The sequence below is a fragment of the Paraburkholderia sp. GAS41 genome (genome assembly GCF_050436545.1).
GTDB lineage: Bacteria > Pseudomonadota > Gammaproteobacteria > Burkholderiales > Burkholderiaceae > Paraburkholderia.
Window position 1 is genome coordinate 112,763 of sequence record NZ_JBNDMK010000005.1, and the last position, 18,367, is coordinate 131,129.

Consider the following 18,367-nt stretch of genomic DNA (forward strand, 5'->3'; position numbering starts at 1 on the left):
CGACGGTTACACACACGCGTTTACTATCGCGCCCTGCTACATCGAGTCGAAAAAAAAGCCGTCACGAGGACGGCTTTCAATGACATAGCTTGTGCGCGGTTGCGACGGCGAACCGCCGTCCGCGTCGATTTATTCGGCTTCGGCCTTCGCCCAGGCCATCTCACGCAGACGCGTGCGCAAGCGCGCCACGGCCTGGCTGTGCAACTGGCAAACCCGCGACTCGCTGACTTCCATCACCGCGCCGATTTCGCGCAGATTCATGCCGCGCTCGTAATACAGCGACATCAGCAGCTTTTCGCGCTCCGGCAGGCGCTCGATCGCTTCCACCAGCGCGGCGCGCAGGCTTTCGTCGAGCAGCGCCGACAGCGGATCGGAATGATCGACGCAATAACGGTCGAGGAACGGCTCGTCGTCGGCGGAGCGGTCAAAGTCTTCGTAATAGATCAGCTGGCTGCCATGCAGGTCCTGCAGCATCGACTGATATTCGTCGAGCGGCATCTTCAGATGACCGGCAATCTCCGTCTCGCTCGCCGAGCGGCCCAGCGTCTGTTCAACCTGATGCACGGCGGTCTCCACTTCACGTGAGGTGCGGCGCAGGCTGCGTGGCAACCAGTCGTTGCTGCGCAGTTCATCGAGCATGGCGCCGCGAATCCGCTGGCTCGCGTAGGTCTCGAACTGCGCGCCCTGATCTTCCTTGTACCGGCTCGCAGCGTCCAGCAGCCCGATCATGCCGGCCTGAATCAGATCGTCGAGATCGACGCTCGCCGGCATTTTCGCCACTAGCTGCAAGCCGAGCCGCCGCACCAGCGGCGCGTACTTCGTCAGAACCTCGGCTTGGGAAATCTTTCCCTGAGCGTTGTACATCGTGCTCCCCTTGTCCGCAGCGCCCCTTCAGGCAGGCTGCGCAGACGGTTGGCCGGCGTGTTGCGCCGTTGTAACTGTCGCCGGCGCCACCCAGTGGTGACGGGACGACATCGCTGGCCGCATCGGCCAGTACTGCAATTCAGCGGCAAGATGGCGGTAATCGCGCGCGGCAGGTGTCGACGGGAAGGCGTCGACGACACAGCGCGACAACTCGAGCGCCCGGACCATGCGCGGATCCGCGGCGATACAGCCGGCGGCGTCCAGCGACACAGTCAGATAACGCCCCGCTACCCCCGCGAGGTTTTCAAATGCGGTGTGCGCGTCGGTGACGCTTTGCACGTGGTTCACGAGCACGCGGAACTGGCCGATGCCGTGTGCGTAATGCAGACGCTTCATGCAGGCGTACGCATCGGTGATGGCCTGCGCGGCCACCCGCGTCACGATCACGAGGTCATGCGCCTGCATCGCCAGTGCGGAAAGCTGGCCGAAACGGTCGAGCTGGGCGTCGATCAGCACGACATCAGCGGGACCGTCCAGCACCACGCTCAATTGCGCGGGCGTGTAGCCCTCGCGATTGCCGCGCGAGGCGGCCAGCACGGAGAACCCAAGTGCGTGGCGCGCCACGGCCGCGTCGAGCGGCATCTCGCCGCGCAACACCGCCGCGAAGTTACCCGCGCCGCGCACGCCGCCGAGCATCGCGCTCACCGAGTGAGCGTTGACGCACTCGTCGATGACCAGCACATCCTTGCCCTGTTCGGCCAGCGCCGCTGCCAGATTGACCACCGTCGTCGTGCAACCGACGCTGGTCGAGCCGGCTGTCACCGCCACGACCCGTGAACCGTTGCGGGCCAGCAGGCGCCGCAGTCCTTCTGCCTGATCCGAGACGACTTTATCCAAAACGTACCTCGTGCAGTTCGGACGTCGAGCGGGCGGAAAGCGCCGACAGCAGCGCCGGAATATCGTCGTCGTGCGGCACGAAAGGCGAACTGTCGCGCGGCACGCAGAAAGCGCTCTTGATCAGGAATTTCCGCGTACCGACATACAGGTTCTCGGGCACCTTCTGCCCGGTCGACACGTAGTGCACCGGCAGCTTGTAGCGGATCACCGTGTCGAGCACGCCGCCCAGGTTGGTGGCTTCATCGAGCTTGGTGAGGATGCAGCCGGCGAGCGGCTGTTGATCCGGCGCGCGCTGGTAGGCCTGCACGACTTCGTTGAGCGTGTCGCCGTGGCTGGTTGCGTTGAGCAGCAGCAGGCGCTGCACCGGCTGACCGGCGCGGCACAGCATGGCGATCTGGTCCGAGACGAGCCGGTCGCGCTGGCTCATGCCGATCGTGTCGATCAGCACGATGTGTTTGTTGCGCAGTTCGGCGAGCGCCAGTTGCAGATCGGCGCCATCCTTCACGGCATGTACCGAGACGCCGAGGATCTTGCCGAAAATGCGCAGTTGTTCGTGGCCGCCGATCCGGTAGCTGTCGGTGGTCAGCAGGGCGACCTTGCTGGCGCCGAAGCGCATCACGCAACGCGCGGCGAGCTTGGCCGTGGTGGTGGTCTTGCCGACGCCCGTCGGGCCCATCAGCGCGAACACGCCGCCACGTTCCATCAGCGCGTCTTCGTTTTCCATCACCGGCAGGTTCGACTCGAGCACGCTGCGCACCCAGTCCATGCCGCCTTCCATGGTGTCGACTTCGGCCGGCAGGTTGTCGACCATCATCTGCACCAGTTGCGCGGAGAAGCCCGCGGCGAACAGATGCTTGGTGAGCGACGCGCGCGTCGGACTGCGGCGCTGACGGTCGGCCCACAGCAGACCGGCGAAGTGTTCCTCCATCATGCCGCGCATCGAGGAAAGCTCGCTCATCACCGTTTCGTTGACGACCTGCTCCATGCGCACCTTGATGGCGTCCGTGACGCTGGCGGCGCTGATGCCTGTCGTGCGGGTGTCTTCGACGGGGCTTGCCTTCTGGGCGGCGCGGCGGGCGGCGAGCTGCGCGGCTTCGCGAGCCCAGTCGGGTGTGTCCGCCTGATTGAACGACGGGCGTGTGCCGCCCTGCTGCTCGACCGGGGCACCCAGTCCCTTCGCCATCGCGGCAGCCGGCGTCATTGCCGAGGGCCGTGCGCTGTATGCGCCCTGTTGCTTGCCGGCGATGTTGCGGGCGTGATCGATCAGCCAGGGATTCGATTCCGCCATCGTGCGAGGTGCAATTGGCGCCACCGGCGCCGGCGCCATGCCTGCCGCCTTCAGTACGTCCGCGCGGATGTCGTCGCTGGTACGCGGCACTTGTGCAACCGGCGCGGTCGCGGCGGCCGTTACGGCTTGTGCTTGCGGTGCGGGGGCGATTGGCGCACCCTGGCCGGCTTGCGAGCCGAGCGGCGCGCGCCCAGCGGCGGTGCTTTGCGGCAGCGCGCCAGCCGCCGGTTCTTCAATGGCGCTTGCCGTCACCGCTTCAGCCGCGGCGCTTGCCGCCGGCTGCGCCGCTGCGTGGCTGGCTGCCACGCTTTCGGCGCCGGCTTCCGGACTCGCGCCGAATACCGACGAGAACACGTCCGGCATGCCGCTCGCGTATGGGTTGGCCTGCATCATCGGTGCGCGTGCGGGCGCTGCCGATCCGGGTGCTACGGCGCCCGCGCCGTCACGTTTCTTCGGGGTGATCGCCGCCAGTTCGCTGTCGGCGAGTGCGACGATTTCGACGGTGCCGTCCTCGATCGTGCGGTTCGACAGCACGACCGCGTCGGGGCCCAGAGCCTCGCGAACGAGGCGCAGCGCATCACGACTGGTAGCACCGACAAATTTACGAATGTTCAAGCTGGACCCCCGATGCGGTTAACGGACCGGCAACATACCGCTTCCCATTGAGATCGATTATTGCGAAAGATGTCGAGCGACGATCGGTTGATAAAGGCGGGGAAAGGTAGGCAATTCGCCTGATGGGCAGGCCCGCGGCGCCGCGTCGTGCCGCACGTAAACCCGCATGGAGCGCCCTCGCAGGCACGCGGGAAAGCAGCCGCCAGGGCCCAAACGAAAACCGGCGCATCGCGCGCCGGTCTGGAGGACGAAGCGGAACACGCTCATCCGCCGATCAGATTCACCACCTTCACGTTGCGGGTGTCCGGCACTTCCGCATACGACAGCACCTTCAGCTGCGGCAGGCTGCGACGCAGGAAACGCGCGAGCATCGGCCGCAGCGAATGCTGCACCAGCAGCACCGGCGCGAGCCCAAGGTTCTGCTGCCGCGTCATGGCCTTTTGCGTCTCCGTCATGAGGGTATTCGCGAGACCCGGTTCGAGGCCGGGATTCGCGCCCGTCGAAAGCGCCTGCGACAGCACGCGTTCGAGGTTGGAATCGAGACCCATGACCTGCATGTCGCCGATGCCGGGGAACCATTGCTGGGTGATCGCGCGGCCCAGCGCGAGACGCACCACCGCCGTCAGTTCGTGCGGATCGCTGATCTTCGGCGTATGTTCGGCCAGCGCTTCGAGAATCGTGCGCATGTCGCGGATCGGCACACCTTCTTCCAGCAGGTTCTGCAGCACCTTTTGCAGCGTGGTGAGCGAGAGCGCCTTCGGCACCAGATCGTCGACCAGCGACGGCGTGTCCTTCTGCATCCGCTCGATCAGCGCCTGGATTTCGCGGCGGCCGAGCAGTTCGGAGGCGTGCGTGACGACCAGATGGTTCAGGTGCGTCGCGACCACCGTGCTCGAATCGACCACCGTGTAGCCATACACCTGCGCCTGCTCGCGCAGATTGGTATCGATCCAGATGGCCGGCAGGCCGAATGCCGGATCCTGGGTCGGCGTGCCCGGCAGCGCCGCGCTGACCTGACCCGGGTTGATGGCCAGCCACTGGCCGGGATAGGCCTCGCCCACGCCGACTTCGACGCCCTTCAAGGCAATCCGGTAGCCGTTGGGACGCAGTTCGAGGTTGTCGCGGATGTGGATCACCGGCGGCAGGAAGCCGATTTCCTGGGCGAACTTCTTGCGGATGCTCTTGATGCGCTTGAGCAGTTCGCCGTCCGAATTCTTGTCGACGAGCGGAATCAGCCGGTAGCCGACTTCAAGACCGAGCGTGTCGATCATCGTCACGTCGTCCCAGCTTGCCTCGGTGTTTTCCGTCGGCGCGAGCGCCGCCGGCACGACGTCGACGCGGGTCGATGCGTTCTTCAGGTTGGATGCGCGCGTCTTCATCACCCGGCCAAGCTGGATCAGGCCGCCGCCCAGCAGCAGGAAGGCGAAGTGCGGCATGCCAGGAATCAGACCCATCAGCACGAGAATCGCACCCGTGATGATCAGCACACGCGGGTTCGTGAACAACTGCCCGGTCAGTTGGGTGCCGATGTCTTCGTTGGTCGCCACGCGCGACACGATCACACCGGCCGCGGTCGAGATCACCAGCGACGGGATCTGTGCGACGAGGCCGTCGCCGATGGTGAGCAGCGTGTAGACCTTGCCGGCAGCGGCGAAATCCATGTTGTGCTGGACCACGCCGACGATCAGCCCGCCAATGATGTTGATCACCATGATCAGCAGACCGGCGATCGCATCGCCGCGCACGAACTTGCTCGCGCCGTCCATCGAACCGTAGAACTCGGCTTCCTGACCGACTTCGAGGCGCCGCTTGCGGGCCTGATCTTCGTTGATGATGCCGGCGTTCAGATCGGCGTCGATGGCCATCTGCTTGCCCGGCATCGCATCGAGCGTGAAGCGCGCGGACACTTCGGCGATCCGGCCCGCACCCTTGGTGATGACCATGAAGTTGATCACCATCAGGATGATGAACACCACGATCCCGACTGCGAAATTGCCGCCCACGAGGAAGTGCCCGAACGACTCGATCACCTGTCCGGCCGCATCCGGTCCGGTATGGCCTTCGAGCAGCACCACCCGCGTGGACGCGACGTTCAGCGACAGGCGCAGCAGCGTCGAGAACAGCAGCACGCTCGGGAAAGCCGCGAAGTCGAGCGGCTTCATCGTGTACATGCTGACGAGCAGCACCATCACCGAAAGCGCGATGTTGAAGGTGAACAGCAGATCCAGCAGGAACGGCGGCAACGGCAAGATCATCATGCCGAGGATCATCACGATCAGCACCGGCCCCGCGAGTGCGCGCAGGTTGGTGTTGCTCAGCGAGTCCGGCCGTCGGGACAGGAAACCGGCGCGTGCGTTCATGCGGAGGCTCCAGGTGCCTGGTTGTCGTTGTTGTCGTTGAGGGCGTCGGCGGCTTCTTCGTCAGCGTCCTCGTCGGATACCGGACCCTTGTCCAGATCGGCGGGGACGTCGAAGTCGCTCGGTGCCACCGGCACCGCGCCGCCTTCGCTTTTGAAGCGGCGCAATTGATAAACCCAGGCGAGCACTTCCGCGACCGCCCCGTACAACGTACCGGGAATTTCGCGGTCGAGATCGACGTTGTGATACAGCGCCCGCGCGAGCGGCGGCGCTTCGAGCAGCGGCACGTTGTTCTCGACCGCGAGCTCGCGAATCCGGGCGGCGACCAGGTTGACGCCTTTGGCCACCACCTTCGGGGCGCGCATCTCGCCGTCGCTATAGCTCAGCGCGACCGCGAAGTGAGTCGGGTTGGTGATCACCACATCGGCAGTTGGCACCTTGCTCATCATCCGGCGCCGCGCCATCGCACGCTGCTGGGCGCGAATGCGGCCCTTCATCTTGGGATCGCCTTCGCTTTCCTTGTGCTCCTGCTTCACTTCTTCCTTCGTCATGCGGAGCTTCTTGTGGTAATTCCAGATCTGATACGGTACATCGAGGGCCGCGACGAGGAACATGCCCGCGACCGTCATGCCGCAGCAGACCGCGATCAGATGCGCCGCATTGGCGAACGCCACGGTGAGCGGTTGGGTGGCGAGCGCGAGAATCTCGTCGTGACGATTCCAGATGGACACCCCCCCGATGAAGCCGACCACGATCGTCTTGGCGAGCGACATGCCAAGCTGGATCGGACCGTTGATCGAAAATATCTTGCCGAGCCCGCTGATCGGATTGAGGCGGCTGGCCTTGGGCTGCAGCGACTTGCTCGAGACATGCCAGCCGCCCAGCGCGAGCGGCGACAGGAGCGCGGCGGCGCCCGTCATGGCGAGGATCGGGATCAGCGCGTAAAACCCTTCACGACTCGCGACACCCGCGCCAATCATCATCCGGCGCGTTTCGAAGACGCTCGCGTGATCGAACCTCAGGGCACCGCGCAACATCGACGCCAGATGGTCGCCGATCGATCCCGACATGGCCCAGACGCCATAGAAGCCGGCCGCCAGCAAGGCGAACGACGTCAGCTCCCGCGAACGTACGATCTGCCCCTCTTCCCGCGCCTTTTCGAGGCGCCGGGGAGTGGCTGATTCGGTTTTTTCGAGGTCGCTATCCCCTGCCACGCAGCTCTCCAGTCGGTCGAGGCACCATGCCTATTTCCAGTGAGAGCGATTATTCCCGCAGAACTCAAGCCATGATCGGCGGATAAGGACAGGGAAACGGGGGCATTTCGAGCGATGGAATAGAGGCGGCGCGGCTAACGAGCCGGCCACCTCGCGCCCGACTCAATAGCCGACATAAGGCGCCTGCCCGCCATTGGCACTCTGGTCGAAACCAAAGTACATGTAGCGGCCGTAAAAGTACGGCAAACCAATATCGAAGCTGCTCCCCCCGCCAATCTGACCGCCGAGGTCGTTGAATGCGTAGTTGTTGCCGTTGGCGAACAACGTCGCCGCACTGAGAATGCCAAGGTTGGCCACGCCGGATACGCCGTTCAGACCGGCCACGTTCACCGAGCGCGTCTGCCCCGAAGACGGACAGTAGAAGCCCTTGAAGTTGCTGGCGCACAGCGGCAAGCTGCTGTCGGCGAAGAAGTACGCGTTCGAACCGGAATCGAAGAACGCCGCCAGTTGACGACCATTGAAGCTGCTGTTGTTCAGGTCTCCGGCAGCGTCCGTCGTGAAGATCTGCGAGGCCGCGCGCGCGTTGTTCGACTGCGTGCCGATGCCGAACACCAGCGTGCCGGTCCCCGACGCGCTGCCGGTGCTCGAGACGGGCGCCATCTCCACGATCACACCGTTGTTGTCCACGGCGAAGTGTGCGACCGGGTTCGCCACCTGGTTGGTCACCGGCACCAGGGTTCGCGCGCAACTCGCGCCGGAGCATGCGTAGTAGCTGCTGTTCTGGCCCGTCGCGCAGGCCGAACCGCAATCGTAGGGCGCCACGCCGATGCCGAGAATGCCGTTGGCGCCAAGCGCACTCACGGTGTTCTCTTCGCTGCCGCTCACACAGCCGGACGGGACAAGGAAGCTCACGTCGCCGAGTACCTGCACCGGAATGCTGGTGGTGGTGGACTCACCGCCAACCTGGACTGTCGCCGTGCGCACCGAACCCCACGAATAGCCATCGGCGAAGTTCGTGCATTCCACAAGCGTGCCGGACCCATTGGGGACGGCCGCCTGTGGCAGCGCAACGCTCAACACGCCACTGGCGATGCGCAGCCCAAACGAGCCGGTATCCACCTGCACATTAGGAATGCTCTGGCAGCTGCTCGTGCCCGGCACGCAAACCGTCACGGTCACGGTTGGGATATTGATCACGTTCGATGTACCCGTCCCGACCGTGATCGCCGCGGTGTTCGCTGCGTTGGCCGCGATCGGCTGGGCGGTGGGACTCGCCGGCAAGCCGCTGCTGCCCGACGACGAATCTGAGCTGCCGCCCCCTCCGCCGCCGCACGCCGCGACCAGCGAGACCAGTGCTACGGTCGCCACGACCCGCGCCCATCTTTTGAGCTTTACTGCAAATTGCATGGCACGCCTCCCGTCCGTCGTCACTGTCACTGGATATCGGAACCGCTGACGCCGGCAGGCAGCGCCTGCGGCAGCCACGCCTGACCTGCGAAGGCGCCCATATGGCCGCCGGAGTGAACCACGAGACTGTCCTGCTCGACCGCGACCGGTCCGTGACCGCCGCGCGCCGCGCGCACCGCCTGAACGCCGGCAAGATACTGCGGGAAATAAGTACCGAGCAGAGCGTTCAGATCCGGCATTTGCGGACCGCTCCAGGCGAGGCCGAATACGGTGCCGTCCTGCGCGAGATATTCCCGCACGACGGTGCCGCCGTCGTAGGTGGTCGCACGGACGGTATAGGACGAGGGAGCACTGGCCGCGGACGCGACGCCAGAGGCCGCATGCGCGACCGCCGAGGATGAAACGGTTTGGGAATGGACAGCGGCGCCGGCAGGCGGCGTCAGTGGACTGCCGCCCAGCGCCGCATGAGCGGACTGAACGGCGGGCACGATACAGGGCAACCCTAGCGCTGTCATGAGGACGGCGCGGCTTACACGACTCAGCATGACCTGACTCCTCCCGATCGACTGCGCGACGGCCCATGCATTGCATGAGCGCCCGCATTTAACCAAGATCATACGGCACTGTAGCGACCGTAAGCAGGAAGGTTTCTTCGAGGGTGTTGCGTCGGTGTGCCCGCGCTGTCACGCGCTGACGGCGGCAACCGTCAGGCCGCCACCGTGATCCAGCCTAGAAGCCGAGGCTCGCCAGCAGGTCGTCGACTTCGCCCTGATCCTGCATCACGTCGGCCTTGCCTTCCGGGTTGATCTGCGGCCCGTTCAACAAACCTTCCGGACTGCCGGTGGCCGACGGTTCAGCCGCCAGCGCCGCCGCGGTCGCCGCGAACTGCTCGCGCCGCTCGAGCGCGATGTTCTCGATCAGCACGCCGAGCAGTTGCTGCTCGATCAGGTACACGACTTCGGTAATCTTCTTGATCACCTGACCGGTCAGATCCTGGAAGTCCTGCGCCAGCATGATTTCGAGCAGTTGCTGGTTGGTCGCCGTGGTCACTTCGGGCACGCCGCGCAAAAAGGTCCGCGTGTCGTTCATCAACGCGCGCACTTCCTCGCGTTCGATCGGCGCCGCATACCATTGCTCCCAACGCGCATCGAGGACCGCTGCGTCCTCTTGCAGTTGCTCCTGCATCGGCTTGGCGACCTCAATCGAGCTCAGCACCCTTTCGGCCGCCTGCTCGGTCATGTTGGCGATGTACTTGAGACGGTCGCGCGCGTCGGGCACCGCTTCGGCGGCGCGCTCGACATGCTTGTCGATCCCCAGCTCGCGCATCGAATCGCGCAGCGTGCGCGTCAGTTGCCCGATGCGGGCAAGGATGCGGTCGCTGGCGAGGTCGCCGCCGTCGAGCGCGTCGGCGGCTGCCGCGTTGGTCGGCTGGTTCACGTCAGCTCCCGGCTTTCGCCATCTTCTCGAGAATCTTGTTGAGCTTCTCGTCGAGCGTGACCGCTGTGAACGGCTTGACCACGTAACCGCTCGCGCCGGCCTGAGCCGCCGCGATGATGTTTTCCTTCTTCGACTCGGCCGTCACCATCAGCACCGGCAGGTGCGTCAGGCTCGCGTCGGCGCGGATTTCCTTCAGCATAGCCAGACCGTCGAGGTTCGGCATGTTCCAGTCGGAGATCACAAAGTCGTATTTGCCGCTGCGCAGACGCGCGAGCCCCGCCATGCCATCTTCCGCCTCGTCGACGTTCGAATAGCCCAGCTCCTTCAACAGATTACGCACGATCCGACGCATCGTCGGAAAGTCATCGACTACCAGAATCTTCATTCCCTTATCCATTTCAATTCCCTTTCCCTTAACCCTTATCCAGATGGCCCGGATGTCGATCCGGAGTGAGTGCTTTAGCTCGTACTCCGGTCCCACGCAGAGCGCTGACCCCGCGGCATCATACCCGCTGTACGCGTTCGCCCATCGAAGAGAGACGCGCCATCACGCGCCGGCTCATGTCGGGCAACGAGGTGATCTCGTCGGCAGCGCCTAGCGCGATGGCCTCGCGTGGCATGCCGAACACGATACAGCTCGCTTCATCCTGCGCAAGCGTGTACGCGCCTGCCTTTTTCATTTCCAGCAGTCCGGCCGCACCGTCGCGGCCCATCCCCGTGAGGATGACGCCAACGGCGTTCTTGCCGGCATGCTGCGCAGCGGAGCGAAACAGCACGTCGACAGACGGACGATGCCGGTTCACCGGCGGGTCGTCGGACAGGTGTGCAATATAGTTCGCACCGCTACGTGCCAGCAACAGGTGAGCGTGGCCGGGGGCAATATACGCATGTCCCGGCAGCACGCGTTCGCCGTGCTCTGCCTCTTTAACGGTAATTCTGCACAAGCCATTTAGGCGTTGCGCGAAAGATTTTGTGAATCCCGGCGGCATATGCTGTGCGATCAACACGGCGGGGGCGTCGGGCGGCAGCGGCACGAGCACTTCGCGGATCGCTTCCGTGCCGCCTGTCGAGGCGCCGACGATGATCAGCTTTTCCGTACTCACGAGCGGATTGTTGAAGTTCGGCGCGGGTATCGCAGCATGGCCGCCGGCCGCGTGACCGGCCGCCGCGGCATGCTGCGCCGGTGCGGCCTGACGCACGCGCGCGCGGGCCGCGGCGCGAACCTTGTCGGCGAGCTTCTCCGCGTAGTCGAGCATGCCGTCGCGAATCCCGACCTTCGGCTTGGTCACGAAGTCGACCGCGCCGAGTTCCAGCGCACGCAGCGTAATTTCATTGCCGCGTTCGGTTAGTGACGACACCATCACCACCGGCATCGGCCGCAGACGCATCAGCTTCTCGAGGAAGTCGAGGCCGTCCATGCGCGGCATTTCAACGTCGAGCGTCAACACATCCGGATTGTGCTGCTTGATGAGGTCGCGGGCGACGAGCGGATCCGGCGCCGTGGCGACCACCGCCATGTCCGGCTGGCCATTGATGATCTCCGTCATCAGGCTACGGATCAGCGCCGAGTCGTCGACGCACAATACTTTGATCTTTTGCATACTTCTCACGCCTCCTCTGCGGTCCTGGCGTTGTTTGATTGAAGCGGGCGCGGGCTCGCGCCAAATAGCTCGATGCGCGGCTTGCCTGCAGCGGCGCTTGTCCCTGAAGTTGAAGTTGAAGTTGAACCTGCGCCTGCGCCCGAGCCAAACAGTTCGACACGCGTCCGCCCAGTCTGGCCGGACGGCGTGGCAAACAACTCGACCCGTTCGCGAGCCCGTGCGAGCCGCTCGGCCCGCTGTTCACTGGTTTGCCGCGCCAGCGCCTGTTCGCGCTCGGCCACGCCGGCTTCCTGCTGCAGGCGCAGTTTTTTCACCATGACCTGGCCGGTGCGCGGCATGAACGCCACCTTGCGCGGATGGTTTCCCTGCAGGTCTTCCGCGGTGATGCGGATTTTTTCCAGCGCCAGATAGCGACGTACGAACTCGGAATTGCGATCGCCGATATTCATCGTCGTCATACCCGCGAGCACCGCCGCGCCGCCGAACACCTTGGCCTCGAAGCGTTCGCGCCGGCCGCCGGCCTTGATCAACTCGTTGATGAGCACTTCCATTGCATACGCGCCGTAGCGCATCGAGTCCGAGGCCGCCTGGCCGACATCGGCGCCATCGTCGGGCAACATGAAGTGATTCATGCCGCCAATGCCCGCGGTGCGGTCCTGAATGCAGGCCGCCACGCACGAACCCAGCACGGTGACGAGCACCATGTCTTCGTGGGTCGTATAGAACTCGTTCGGCAACAGCTTCACGCCGGGGCGCTTGAAATGGTTGTCGAAGTACAGATTGCTGGCAATCGGCAGCGCGGCGCTCATACGGTCACCCCGCTAGTCGATGTCTGGGCCGGCCGGGTCTGGCTGCGTTGCAGCGTGCCCGCTGCGCCGCCGTCGCGCGTCAATTCGTACACCGTCTGGCCGCGCAGGCGGAACGCCTGAGTGACATAGGTGAAATTCTCCGAGTGACCGGCGAACAGCAGACCACCCGGCTTCATCAGCGGATCGAAGCGCGTGAGCACCTGCGCCTGGGTCGGCTTGTCGAAATAGATCATCACGTTGCGGCAAAAAATCGCGTCAAACTGCGCGCGCAACGCGTAGTCGCGCTCGGTCAGATTCAGTTGCTGGAAGCGGATCATGGCGCGCACTTCCGGGCGCACTTTCACCATCCCTGCGTGGGCGCCGGTGCCCTTCAGGAAGAAACGCTTGAGGCGGTCCTGCGACAGATGCTTGACCTGATCGAATTGATACATGCCCGCCTCCCCCTTCGCGAGCACCTGGGTGTCGATGTCGGTGGCGAGCACCGTGGCCTGGCGCGCGGCGCCATCGCCGAGCGCTTCGATCAGCGTCATCGCGATCGAATACGGCTCTTCGCCGGTCGAAGCCGCCGAGCACCACACCGACACCGGCTGCTGCCGCTTCTTGACGAACTCCGCGAGAATCGGAAAGTGATGCGCCTCGCGAAAGAACGCGGTCAGGTTGGTGGTCAGCGCGTTGGTGAAGGCTTCCCACTCGGCCGGATCGTTTTCCGTTTCGAGCAGATCGAGGTAGTCGCGAAAGCTGTCGAGGCCGCGTGCACGAAGCCGCCGCGCGAGCCGGCTGTAGGCCATGTCGCGCTTGTGGTCCGACAGCGAGATGCCGGCGCCGCGATGGATCAGCTCGCGGATGCGAGCGAAGTCCGCCGAAGTGAATTCGAAATCACGTCCCTGGTCGCCGGCTTTGGCCGGTTCCCCCTTCTCGGGACGAAGCTGTGCGCGCGTTGCCATCATTAAGTTTCCTGCCTGCGATACGAAGCGTCCCCTGCAGGGACTTGCATCGCGGGGTCGCGCCTACCCGCGAATTCTGCCGACTACGTGTCCAACCTTTAAAACGTTTCCCAGTCCGCGTCCGTGCCTGCGCCCGACGCCCCGGTTGCTGCCGGACGCACCGCCGCTTCGGCTGCCGCCGACGCTCTGGGTCTCAAAGCCGGTTCCGTACGCGCCGGTGCCGCCACGCGTGCCGCGTCCTGTTTCGGCGCAGCCGGAGCGGACGAGGCGGCCTGAGCCGCGGACTGAACTGCTGCATGAGCCGGCGTTGCGGCGGCTTTCGACGCTGCCGCAGCCTGCGCGCGCTGCACGGTCTGGTGGCGTGCCCCCGGTGTGCTGCTGCGCGCCGAAGCAGCCGCACGCTGCGCGCCCTCCACCCGCCAGTCGCCCACTACGCTTTGCAACTGGCGTGTCTGCTCCTCAAGCGAAGCTGCCGCAGCCGCCGCTTCTTCGACGAGCGCCGCATTCTGCTGCGTGACTTCGTCCATCTGCACCACGGCGCGATTGACCTGTTCGATGCCGGTCGATTGCTCTTCCGAGGCGGCGCTGATTTCGCCCATGATGTCGGTCACCCGACGCACCGCCTGAACGATTTCTTCCATCGTCGTTCCGGCACGGCCGACCAGTACCGAGCCGCTTTGCACCTTGTCCACCGAGTCGCCGATCAGCTCCTTGATTTCCTTGGCCGCACTGGCGCTGCGCTGCGCGAGGCTGCGCACTTCGCCGGCCACCACCGCGAAGCCGCGGCCCTGTTCGCCGGCGCGTGCCGCTTCGACCGCCGCGTTGAGCGCGAGGATGTTGGTCTGGAACGCGATGCCCTCGATCACGCCGATGATGTCGACGACCTTGTTCGAACTCGTGGCGATGTCCTGCATCGTATGCACGACCTGGCCCACCACTTCGCCGCCGCGCGTCGCGATATCCGACGCGTTGACGGCGAGCTGGCTCGCCTGGCGCGCGTTTTCGGCGTTCTGCCGGACGGTGCCGGTCAGCTCTTCCATGCTCGTAGCCGTCTGTTGCAACGAAGCAGCCTGCTGCTCGGTACGCTGCGACAGATCGGTGTTGCCCATCGAGATCTCGCGCGCACCGGTGTCGATCGATTCGGTGCTGCTGTGCACCGCTTTCACCATCGTCGAGAGGCTGTCCTGCATCTGCTTGATGCTGCGGAACAGACGCCCGATCTCGTTGGTGCTGAAGACGTTCACCGGATACGTCAGATCGCCCGCGGCGATCCGCTCGAAGCATTCGGTGGCGTCCTTGAGCGGCTGCACGATCAGGCCGCGCAGCGCGAAGCGGATCAACACCACCAGCACCAGCGCGAACAGGCCCACCGCGACGATCAGCGAAGTCATCAGCGTGTCGTTCGACTGCCCCGCCGCCTGTTGATCAGCCGCGCGTTGCTGCAAGGCTTTTGCGACCGCCGAGGCGGACGCATCGTAAGCGATGAAGAGCGGGCTGATCTTCGTGTCGGCAATCGCGTGAAAGCCCGCCTGATCGCCCGCGCGCAGCGCGGCGAACTCCGGCTCAACGCCGTCGTGCATCACGGTCGTGCGGCGCGCCAGCAGATCGTCGAGCAGCGCCTGGTCGATGCCCGCCTTCGGCGCATCGACAAACGTTTGCCAGCTCTCATTGCCTTTGGCGAGAAGTTCCTGTGCGCGATCGAGCGCCGCCTTGGCTTCGTCGGCGTTGCTGGCGGCGATGAGCGTGTTGTACCGGTCGATCGCGAGACGCGAGCGCAACAGGTAACCCGAGGCATCGTCGAGCGCGTGAATGGCCACCAGATCGCCGTTTGCAATGCCGTCGAGAGACTGGCCCGCGCGGTTCAACGCGGTGAGTCCGAGCGCGCCGACCACGATCGTCAGCGCGGCCAGAACGACTCCGACCATGGTCAACGAAGTCCGAATCGACCACCTGCTTAGCATCTTGATGCTCCCTGTTGTCCCGTCATATCCCCACCTGCAGTCCGGCTTAGCCGCCGAGCGTCTCGATCAGCGCCATTTCGCGGCTGGTCATCAGCTTTTCGATGTCCATCAGGATCAGCATGCGGCCGTCGACCGTGCCGAGTCCGGTCAGGTACTCGGTAGTGAGCGTCGCGCCGAATTCGGGCGCCGGCATGATCTGGTCCGTCTGCAGCGTCAGCACGTCCGAGACGCCGTCCACCACCATGCCGACCACGCGATGCGCGACGTTCAGGATGATGACGACCGTCTGGTGATCGTATTCGACACGGCCCAGATGAAACTTGATGCGCATGTCGACGATCGGCACGATGATGCCGCGCAGATTGATCACGCCTTTGATGAAGTCCGGTGCGTTGGCGATGCGCGTCACGCTGTCGTAGCCACGAATTTCCTGCACCTTCAGAATGTCGATGCCGTATTCTTCCGCGCCGAGCGTGAAGACGAGAAATTCCTGACCGCCGGCGTCTGCCTGCAGTGCCGCACGGCGCCCGCCGCTCGCATTGCCGACGCTCGAATTGATGGATTGGACTTCTGCCACGTTAGCCCCCAAACGGTTGGGATGAATTGCGTTAAGTAAAAAGTTGCCCGCGAAGTTGCCCGCGCGTTACGCGAGGCTCATTGCGCCATGCGCGTTGCGCGTCTCGCGGTTCAATGCCGCCACGTCCACGATCAGGGCGACGCTGCCGTCGCCGAGGATGGTCGCGGCGGAAATGCCGTGCACCTTGCGGTAATTCGTTTCCAGATTTTTCACGACCACCTGCTGCTGCCCGACCAGTTCGTCGATCAGCATGGCGAAGCGCCGTCCTTCGGTCTGCATGATGGTGACGATGCCCTGGGTCGGCTCCGACTTGGCGTCCTCCACCGAAAACACTTCATGCAGCGCGACGAGCGGCAGATATTCGCCGCGCACGCGCACCACCCGTTCGCCGTTGGCCACCGTGTAGATGTCTTCGGCTTGCGGCTGCAGCGACTCCATCACGAAGTTCAGCGGCAGGATGAAGATCTCGTTGCCGACCTTCACCGACATGCCGTCGAGGATCGCTAAGGTTAGCGGGAGCACGATGCGTGTCGTGCTGCCCTTGCCGGCCTGCGAACTGATTTCGACGTGACCGCCCATCGACTGGATGTTGCGCTTCACCACATCCATGCCGACGCCGCGGCCCGATACGTCGGTCACCTGTTCAGCGGTCGAGAAGCCGGGCAGGAAGATCAGGTTCCAGACCTCGTCGTCGGTCATGCTTTCGCTGACCTGCATGCCCTGCTTGGCGGCCTTCGCGAGAATCTTGTCGCGGCGCAGACCCGCACCGTCGTCGCTCACTTCGATCACGATATTGCCGCCGTGATGCGCGGCCGACAGCACCAGTTGACCGGTCGAATCCTTGCCCGCCGCGCGACGCGCCTCAACCGTTTCGATACCGTGATCGAGACTGTTACGCACGAGGTGGGTGAGCGGGTCGATGATCCGCTCGATCAGGCTCTTGTCGAGTTCGGTCGCCTGACCGAAGGTGACCAGTTCGACCTCCTTGCCGAGCTTTGCCGCCAGATCGCGCACCAGACGCGGGAAGCGGCTGAAGACGTAGTCCATCGGCATCATGCGGATCGACATCACCGCTTCCTGCAGGTCGCGGGCATTGCGCTCCAGTTGCGCCATGCCGTTGAAGAGGCGATCGTGCAGGGCCGGATCGAAGGTGCTGGTGGTCTCGGCCAGCATCGCCTGCGTGATGACCAGCTCGCCGACCAGATTGATCAGCTGGTCGACCTTCTCGACGCCTACCCGGATCGAACTGCCTTCGGCCGCGCCGGCGGCTGCCGGACGCGCCTTGCGGTCGCCTTCCGCGGCTGGCGCGGCCGGTGCGGCTGCGGCCGGTGCCGCTGTGGGCGATGCCGCTGTGGGCGATGCCGCCACTACGACGGCAGTCGCTGCCGGCGCAGGCGCCGCTGCTGCCGGCGCATCGAACAATTCGTGCGTCGGTGCTGCTGCCCGTGCCTGCGGTGCGGCAGCCGGCGTGGGTGCCGGTGCCGGCGCAGGCGCCGGTGCATGTTCCGCAGTGGCAGGCGTTCCAGGTTCGCCTTCCTGCGATTCATCCACCGGTGCCGTACCGCGGCCGATCGAGATCTGACTGTCGTCGATCACGAAACAGCACACGGCAATAATGTCGTCGGACGTGACGTCGGTCTGCAGCCACAGCGTGAGATCGCCGCCTACCTTGATCTGCCCAACGATATGCCCCAGGTTGCCGAGCTCTTCGGCCAGCAGTTCCTGGTCCTTCTCATCGACGCCCCGTAGCGTGATTTTCAGATGCGGGCCGCCGTCTGCGCTTGCGGTCCCGTTTGTTCCTGTCGCCGATGCTGCTGTTCCTGCTGCTGATGCTGCGCCGGTCTGTGCCGGTTCGTTACCTGATAGTTCGACGGCGGCCTCGACCGCCTGTTGCACGACGTGCTCGGGCGCATGGCCGTCGCCCGCACCCTGCGCTGACGCTGCGCTGGCTGCGGCCGCCGGTTGTCCCAGACTTTCCTTGTAGAGCTGGTCGAGCTTGGCGCAAATCGCCTTCGCCACGGCCGCATCGGGTTCGGCGCTCGCGCGATAGTCGGCGAGCTGGCCTGACAACACGTCCTTGGTTTCGAGGAACGTGTCGATCATGTCCTTGCGCAGCACGAGTTCGTTATTGCGCGCGCGGTCGAGCAGCGATTCGAGAATGTGGGTCGTTTCGGTCAGCGCGGTGAAGCCGAAGGTCGCCGCGCCGCCCTTGATCGAGTGTGCCGCGCGGAAAATCGCCGCTAGGTCTTCCGGATCGGGATGGCCAATATCCAGATTGAGCAGCAACTGCTCCATCTGCGCGAGCAGTTCGTCCGCCTCATCGAAGAACGTCTGATAGAACTGAGTGATGTCGAGTGTCATGCCTGGGTCACCGCGAGAGATCCTGTCTTGGCTTT

At 64.6% G+C, this 18,367-nt stretch carries 15 protein-coding genes; all 15 read right to left on the reverse strand.

What is annotated here, in order from left to right; genetic code table 11:
• Positions 1-129 precede the first annotated feature (129 nt).
• The 15 genes from P3T43_RS09975 to cheA all read right to left on the reverse strand — a co-directional run bounded on the left by P3T43_RS09975 (position 130) and on the right by cheA (position 18,332).
• Positions 130-864: an RNA polymerase sigma factor FliA gene (locus P3T43_RS09975; RefSeq protein ID WP_429266488.1), complete on the reverse strand. Its 735-nt coding sequence runs from the start codon at positions 862-864 to the stop codon at positions 130-132.
• Between the two features lie 27 nt (positions 865-891).
• Positions 892-1,761: a MinD/ParA family ATP-binding protein gene (locus tag P3T43_RS09980; RefSeq protein WP_429280882.1), complete on the reverse strand. Its 870-nt coding sequence runs from the start codon at positions 1,759-1,761 to the stop codon at positions 892-894.
• Positions 1,754-3,664 (reverse strand): flagellar biosynthesis protein FlhF, encoded by a 1,911-nt coding sequence (gene flhF / locus P3T43_RS09985; protein ID WP_429280883.1) that lies wholly within the window; start codon positions 3,662-3,664, stop codon positions 1,754-1,756. Before flhF ends, P3T43_RS09980 begins: the two co-directional genes overlap by 8 nt.
• A gap of 263 nt (positions 3,665-3,927) precedes the next feature.
• Complete coding sequence (gene flhA / locus P3T43_RS09990; RefSeq protein ID WP_429280884.1) at positions 3,928-6,024, reverse strand: flagellar biosynthesis protein FlhA; 2,097 nt, start codon at positions 6,022-6,024, stop codon at positions 3,928-3,930.
• Positions 6,021-7,235, reverse strand: coding sequence for a flagellar biosynthesis protein FlhB (flhB, locus tag P3T43_RS09995; protein ID WP_429280885.1), 1,215 nt, complete (start codon positions 7,233-7,235; stop codon positions 6,021-6,023). Before flhB ends, flhA begins: the two co-directional genes overlap by 4 nt.
• A gap of 162 nt (positions 7,236-7,397) precedes the next feature.
• Complete coding sequence (locus P3T43_RS10000) at positions 7,398-8,642, reverse strand: DUF3443 domain-containing protein (protein WP_429280886.1); 1,245 nt, start codon at positions 8,640-8,642, stop codon at positions 7,398-7,400.
• A gap of 26 nt (positions 8,643-8,668) precedes the next feature.
• Positions 8,669-9,187: a DUF2844 domain-containing protein gene (locus tag P3T43_RS10005; protein WP_429280887.1), complete on the reverse strand. Its 519-nt coding sequence runs from the start codon at positions 9,185-9,187 to the stop codon at positions 8,669-8,671.
• A gap of 184 nt (positions 9,188-9,371) precedes the next feature.
• Positions 9,372-10,079, reverse strand: a complete 708-nt coding sequence (gene cheZ / locus P3T43_RS10010; RefSeq protein WP_429280888.1) for a protein phosphatase CheZ — start codon at positions 10,077-10,079, stop codon at positions 9,372-9,374.
• A gap of 1 nt (position 10,080) precedes the next feature.
• Positions 10,081-10,476, reverse strand: coding sequence for a chemotaxis response regulator CheY (gene cheY, locus P3T43_RS10015; RefSeq protein WP_429266480.1), 396 nt, complete (start codon positions 10,474-10,476; stop codon positions 10,081-10,083).
• Between the two features lie 106 nt (positions 10,477-10,582).
• Positions 10,583-11,680: a protein-glutamate methylesterase/protein-glutamine glutaminase gene (locus P3T43_RS10020; protein ID WP_429280889.1), complete on the reverse strand. Its 1,098-nt coding sequence runs from the start codon at positions 11,678-11,680 to the stop codon at positions 10,583-10,585.
• A gap of 5 nt (positions 11,681-11,685) precedes the next feature.
• Positions 11,686-12,489 (reverse strand): chemoreceptor glutamine deamidase CheD, encoded by an 804-nt coding sequence (cheD, locus tag P3T43_RS10025; protein WP_429280890.1) that lies wholly within the window; start codon positions 12,487-12,489, stop codon positions 11,686-11,688.
• Complete coding sequence (locus tag P3T43_RS10030) at positions 12,486-13,436, reverse strand: CheR family methyltransferase (RefSeq protein WP_429280891.1); 951 nt, start codon at positions 13,434-13,436, stop codon at positions 12,486-12,488. Before P3T43_RS10030 ends, cheD begins: the two co-directional genes overlap by 4 nt.
• 95 nt (positions 13,437-13,531) lie before the next feature.
• Positions 13,532-15,394 carry a methyl-accepting chemotaxis protein gene (locus P3T43_RS10035; RefSeq protein ID WP_429280892.1) on the reverse strand — a complete coding sequence of 621 codons (1,863 nt, stop codon included), beginning with the start codon at positions 15,392-15,394 and terminating at the stop codon, positions 13,532-13,534.
• Positions 15,395-15,440: 46 nt separating this feature from the next.
• A complete protein-coding gene (gene cheW / locus P3T43_RS10040; RefSeq protein ID WP_429280893.1) occupies positions 15,441-15,971 on the reverse strand; it encodes a chemotaxis protein CheW in 531 nt (176 codons plus the stop codon).
• A 66-nt stretch (positions 15,972-16,037) separates the two neighbouring features.
• On the reverse strand, positions 16,038-18,332 hold the full coding sequence (cheA, locus tag P3T43_RS10045) for a chemotaxis protein CheA (RefSeq protein ID WP_429280894.1): 2,295 nt from the start codon (positions 18,330-18,332) through the stop codon (positions 16,038-16,040).
• Between the last annotated feature and the right edge of the window lie 35 nt (positions 18,333-18,367).

What these genes read in the sequence shown, in the direction of transcription:
- P3T43_RS09975 (WP_429266488.1), bottom strand. Translation starts at nt 864, where the DNA reads ATGTACAACGCTCAGGGAAAGATTTCCCAAGCCGAGGTTCTGACGAAG.
- flhA (WP_429280884.1), bottom strand. Translation starts at nt 6,024, where the DNA reads ATGAACGCACGCGCCGGTTTCCTGTCCCGACGGCCGGACTCGCTGAGC.
- P3T43_RS10000 (WP_429280886.1), bottom strand. Translation starts at nt 8,642, where the DNA reads ATGCAATTTGCAGTAAAGCTCAAAAGATGGGCGCGGGTCGTGGCGACC.
- P3T43_RS10005 (WP_429280887.1), bottom strand. Translation starts at nt 9,187, where the DNA reads ATGCTGAGTCGTGTAAGCCGCGCCGTCCTCATGACAGCGCTAGGGTTG.
- cheY (WP_429266480.1), bottom strand. Translation starts at nt 10,476, where the DNA reads ATGGATAAGGGAATGAAGATTCTGGTAGTCGATGACTTTCCGACGATG.
- P3T43_RS10020 (WP_429280889.1), bottom strand. Translation starts at nt 11,680, where the DNA reads ATGCAAAAGATCAAAGTATTGTGCGTCGACGACTCGGCGCTGATCCGT.
- cheD (WP_429280890.1), bottom strand. Translation starts at nt 12,489, where the DNA reads ATGAGCGCCGCGCTGCCGATTGCCAGCAATCTGTACTTCGACAACCAT.
- P3T43_RS10030 (WP_429280891.1), bottom strand. Translation starts at nt 13,436, where the DNA reads ATGATGGCAACGCGCGCACAGCTTCGTCCCGAGAAGGGGGAACCGGCC.
- P3T43_RS10035 (WP_429280892.1), bottom strand. Translation starts at nt 15,394, where the DNA reads ATGCTAAGCAGGTGGTCGATTCGGACTTCGTTGACCATGGTCGGAGTC.
- cheA (WP_429280894.1), bottom strand. Translation starts at nt 18,332, where the DNA reads ATGACACTCGACATCACTCAGTTCTATCAGACGTTCTTCGATGAGGCG.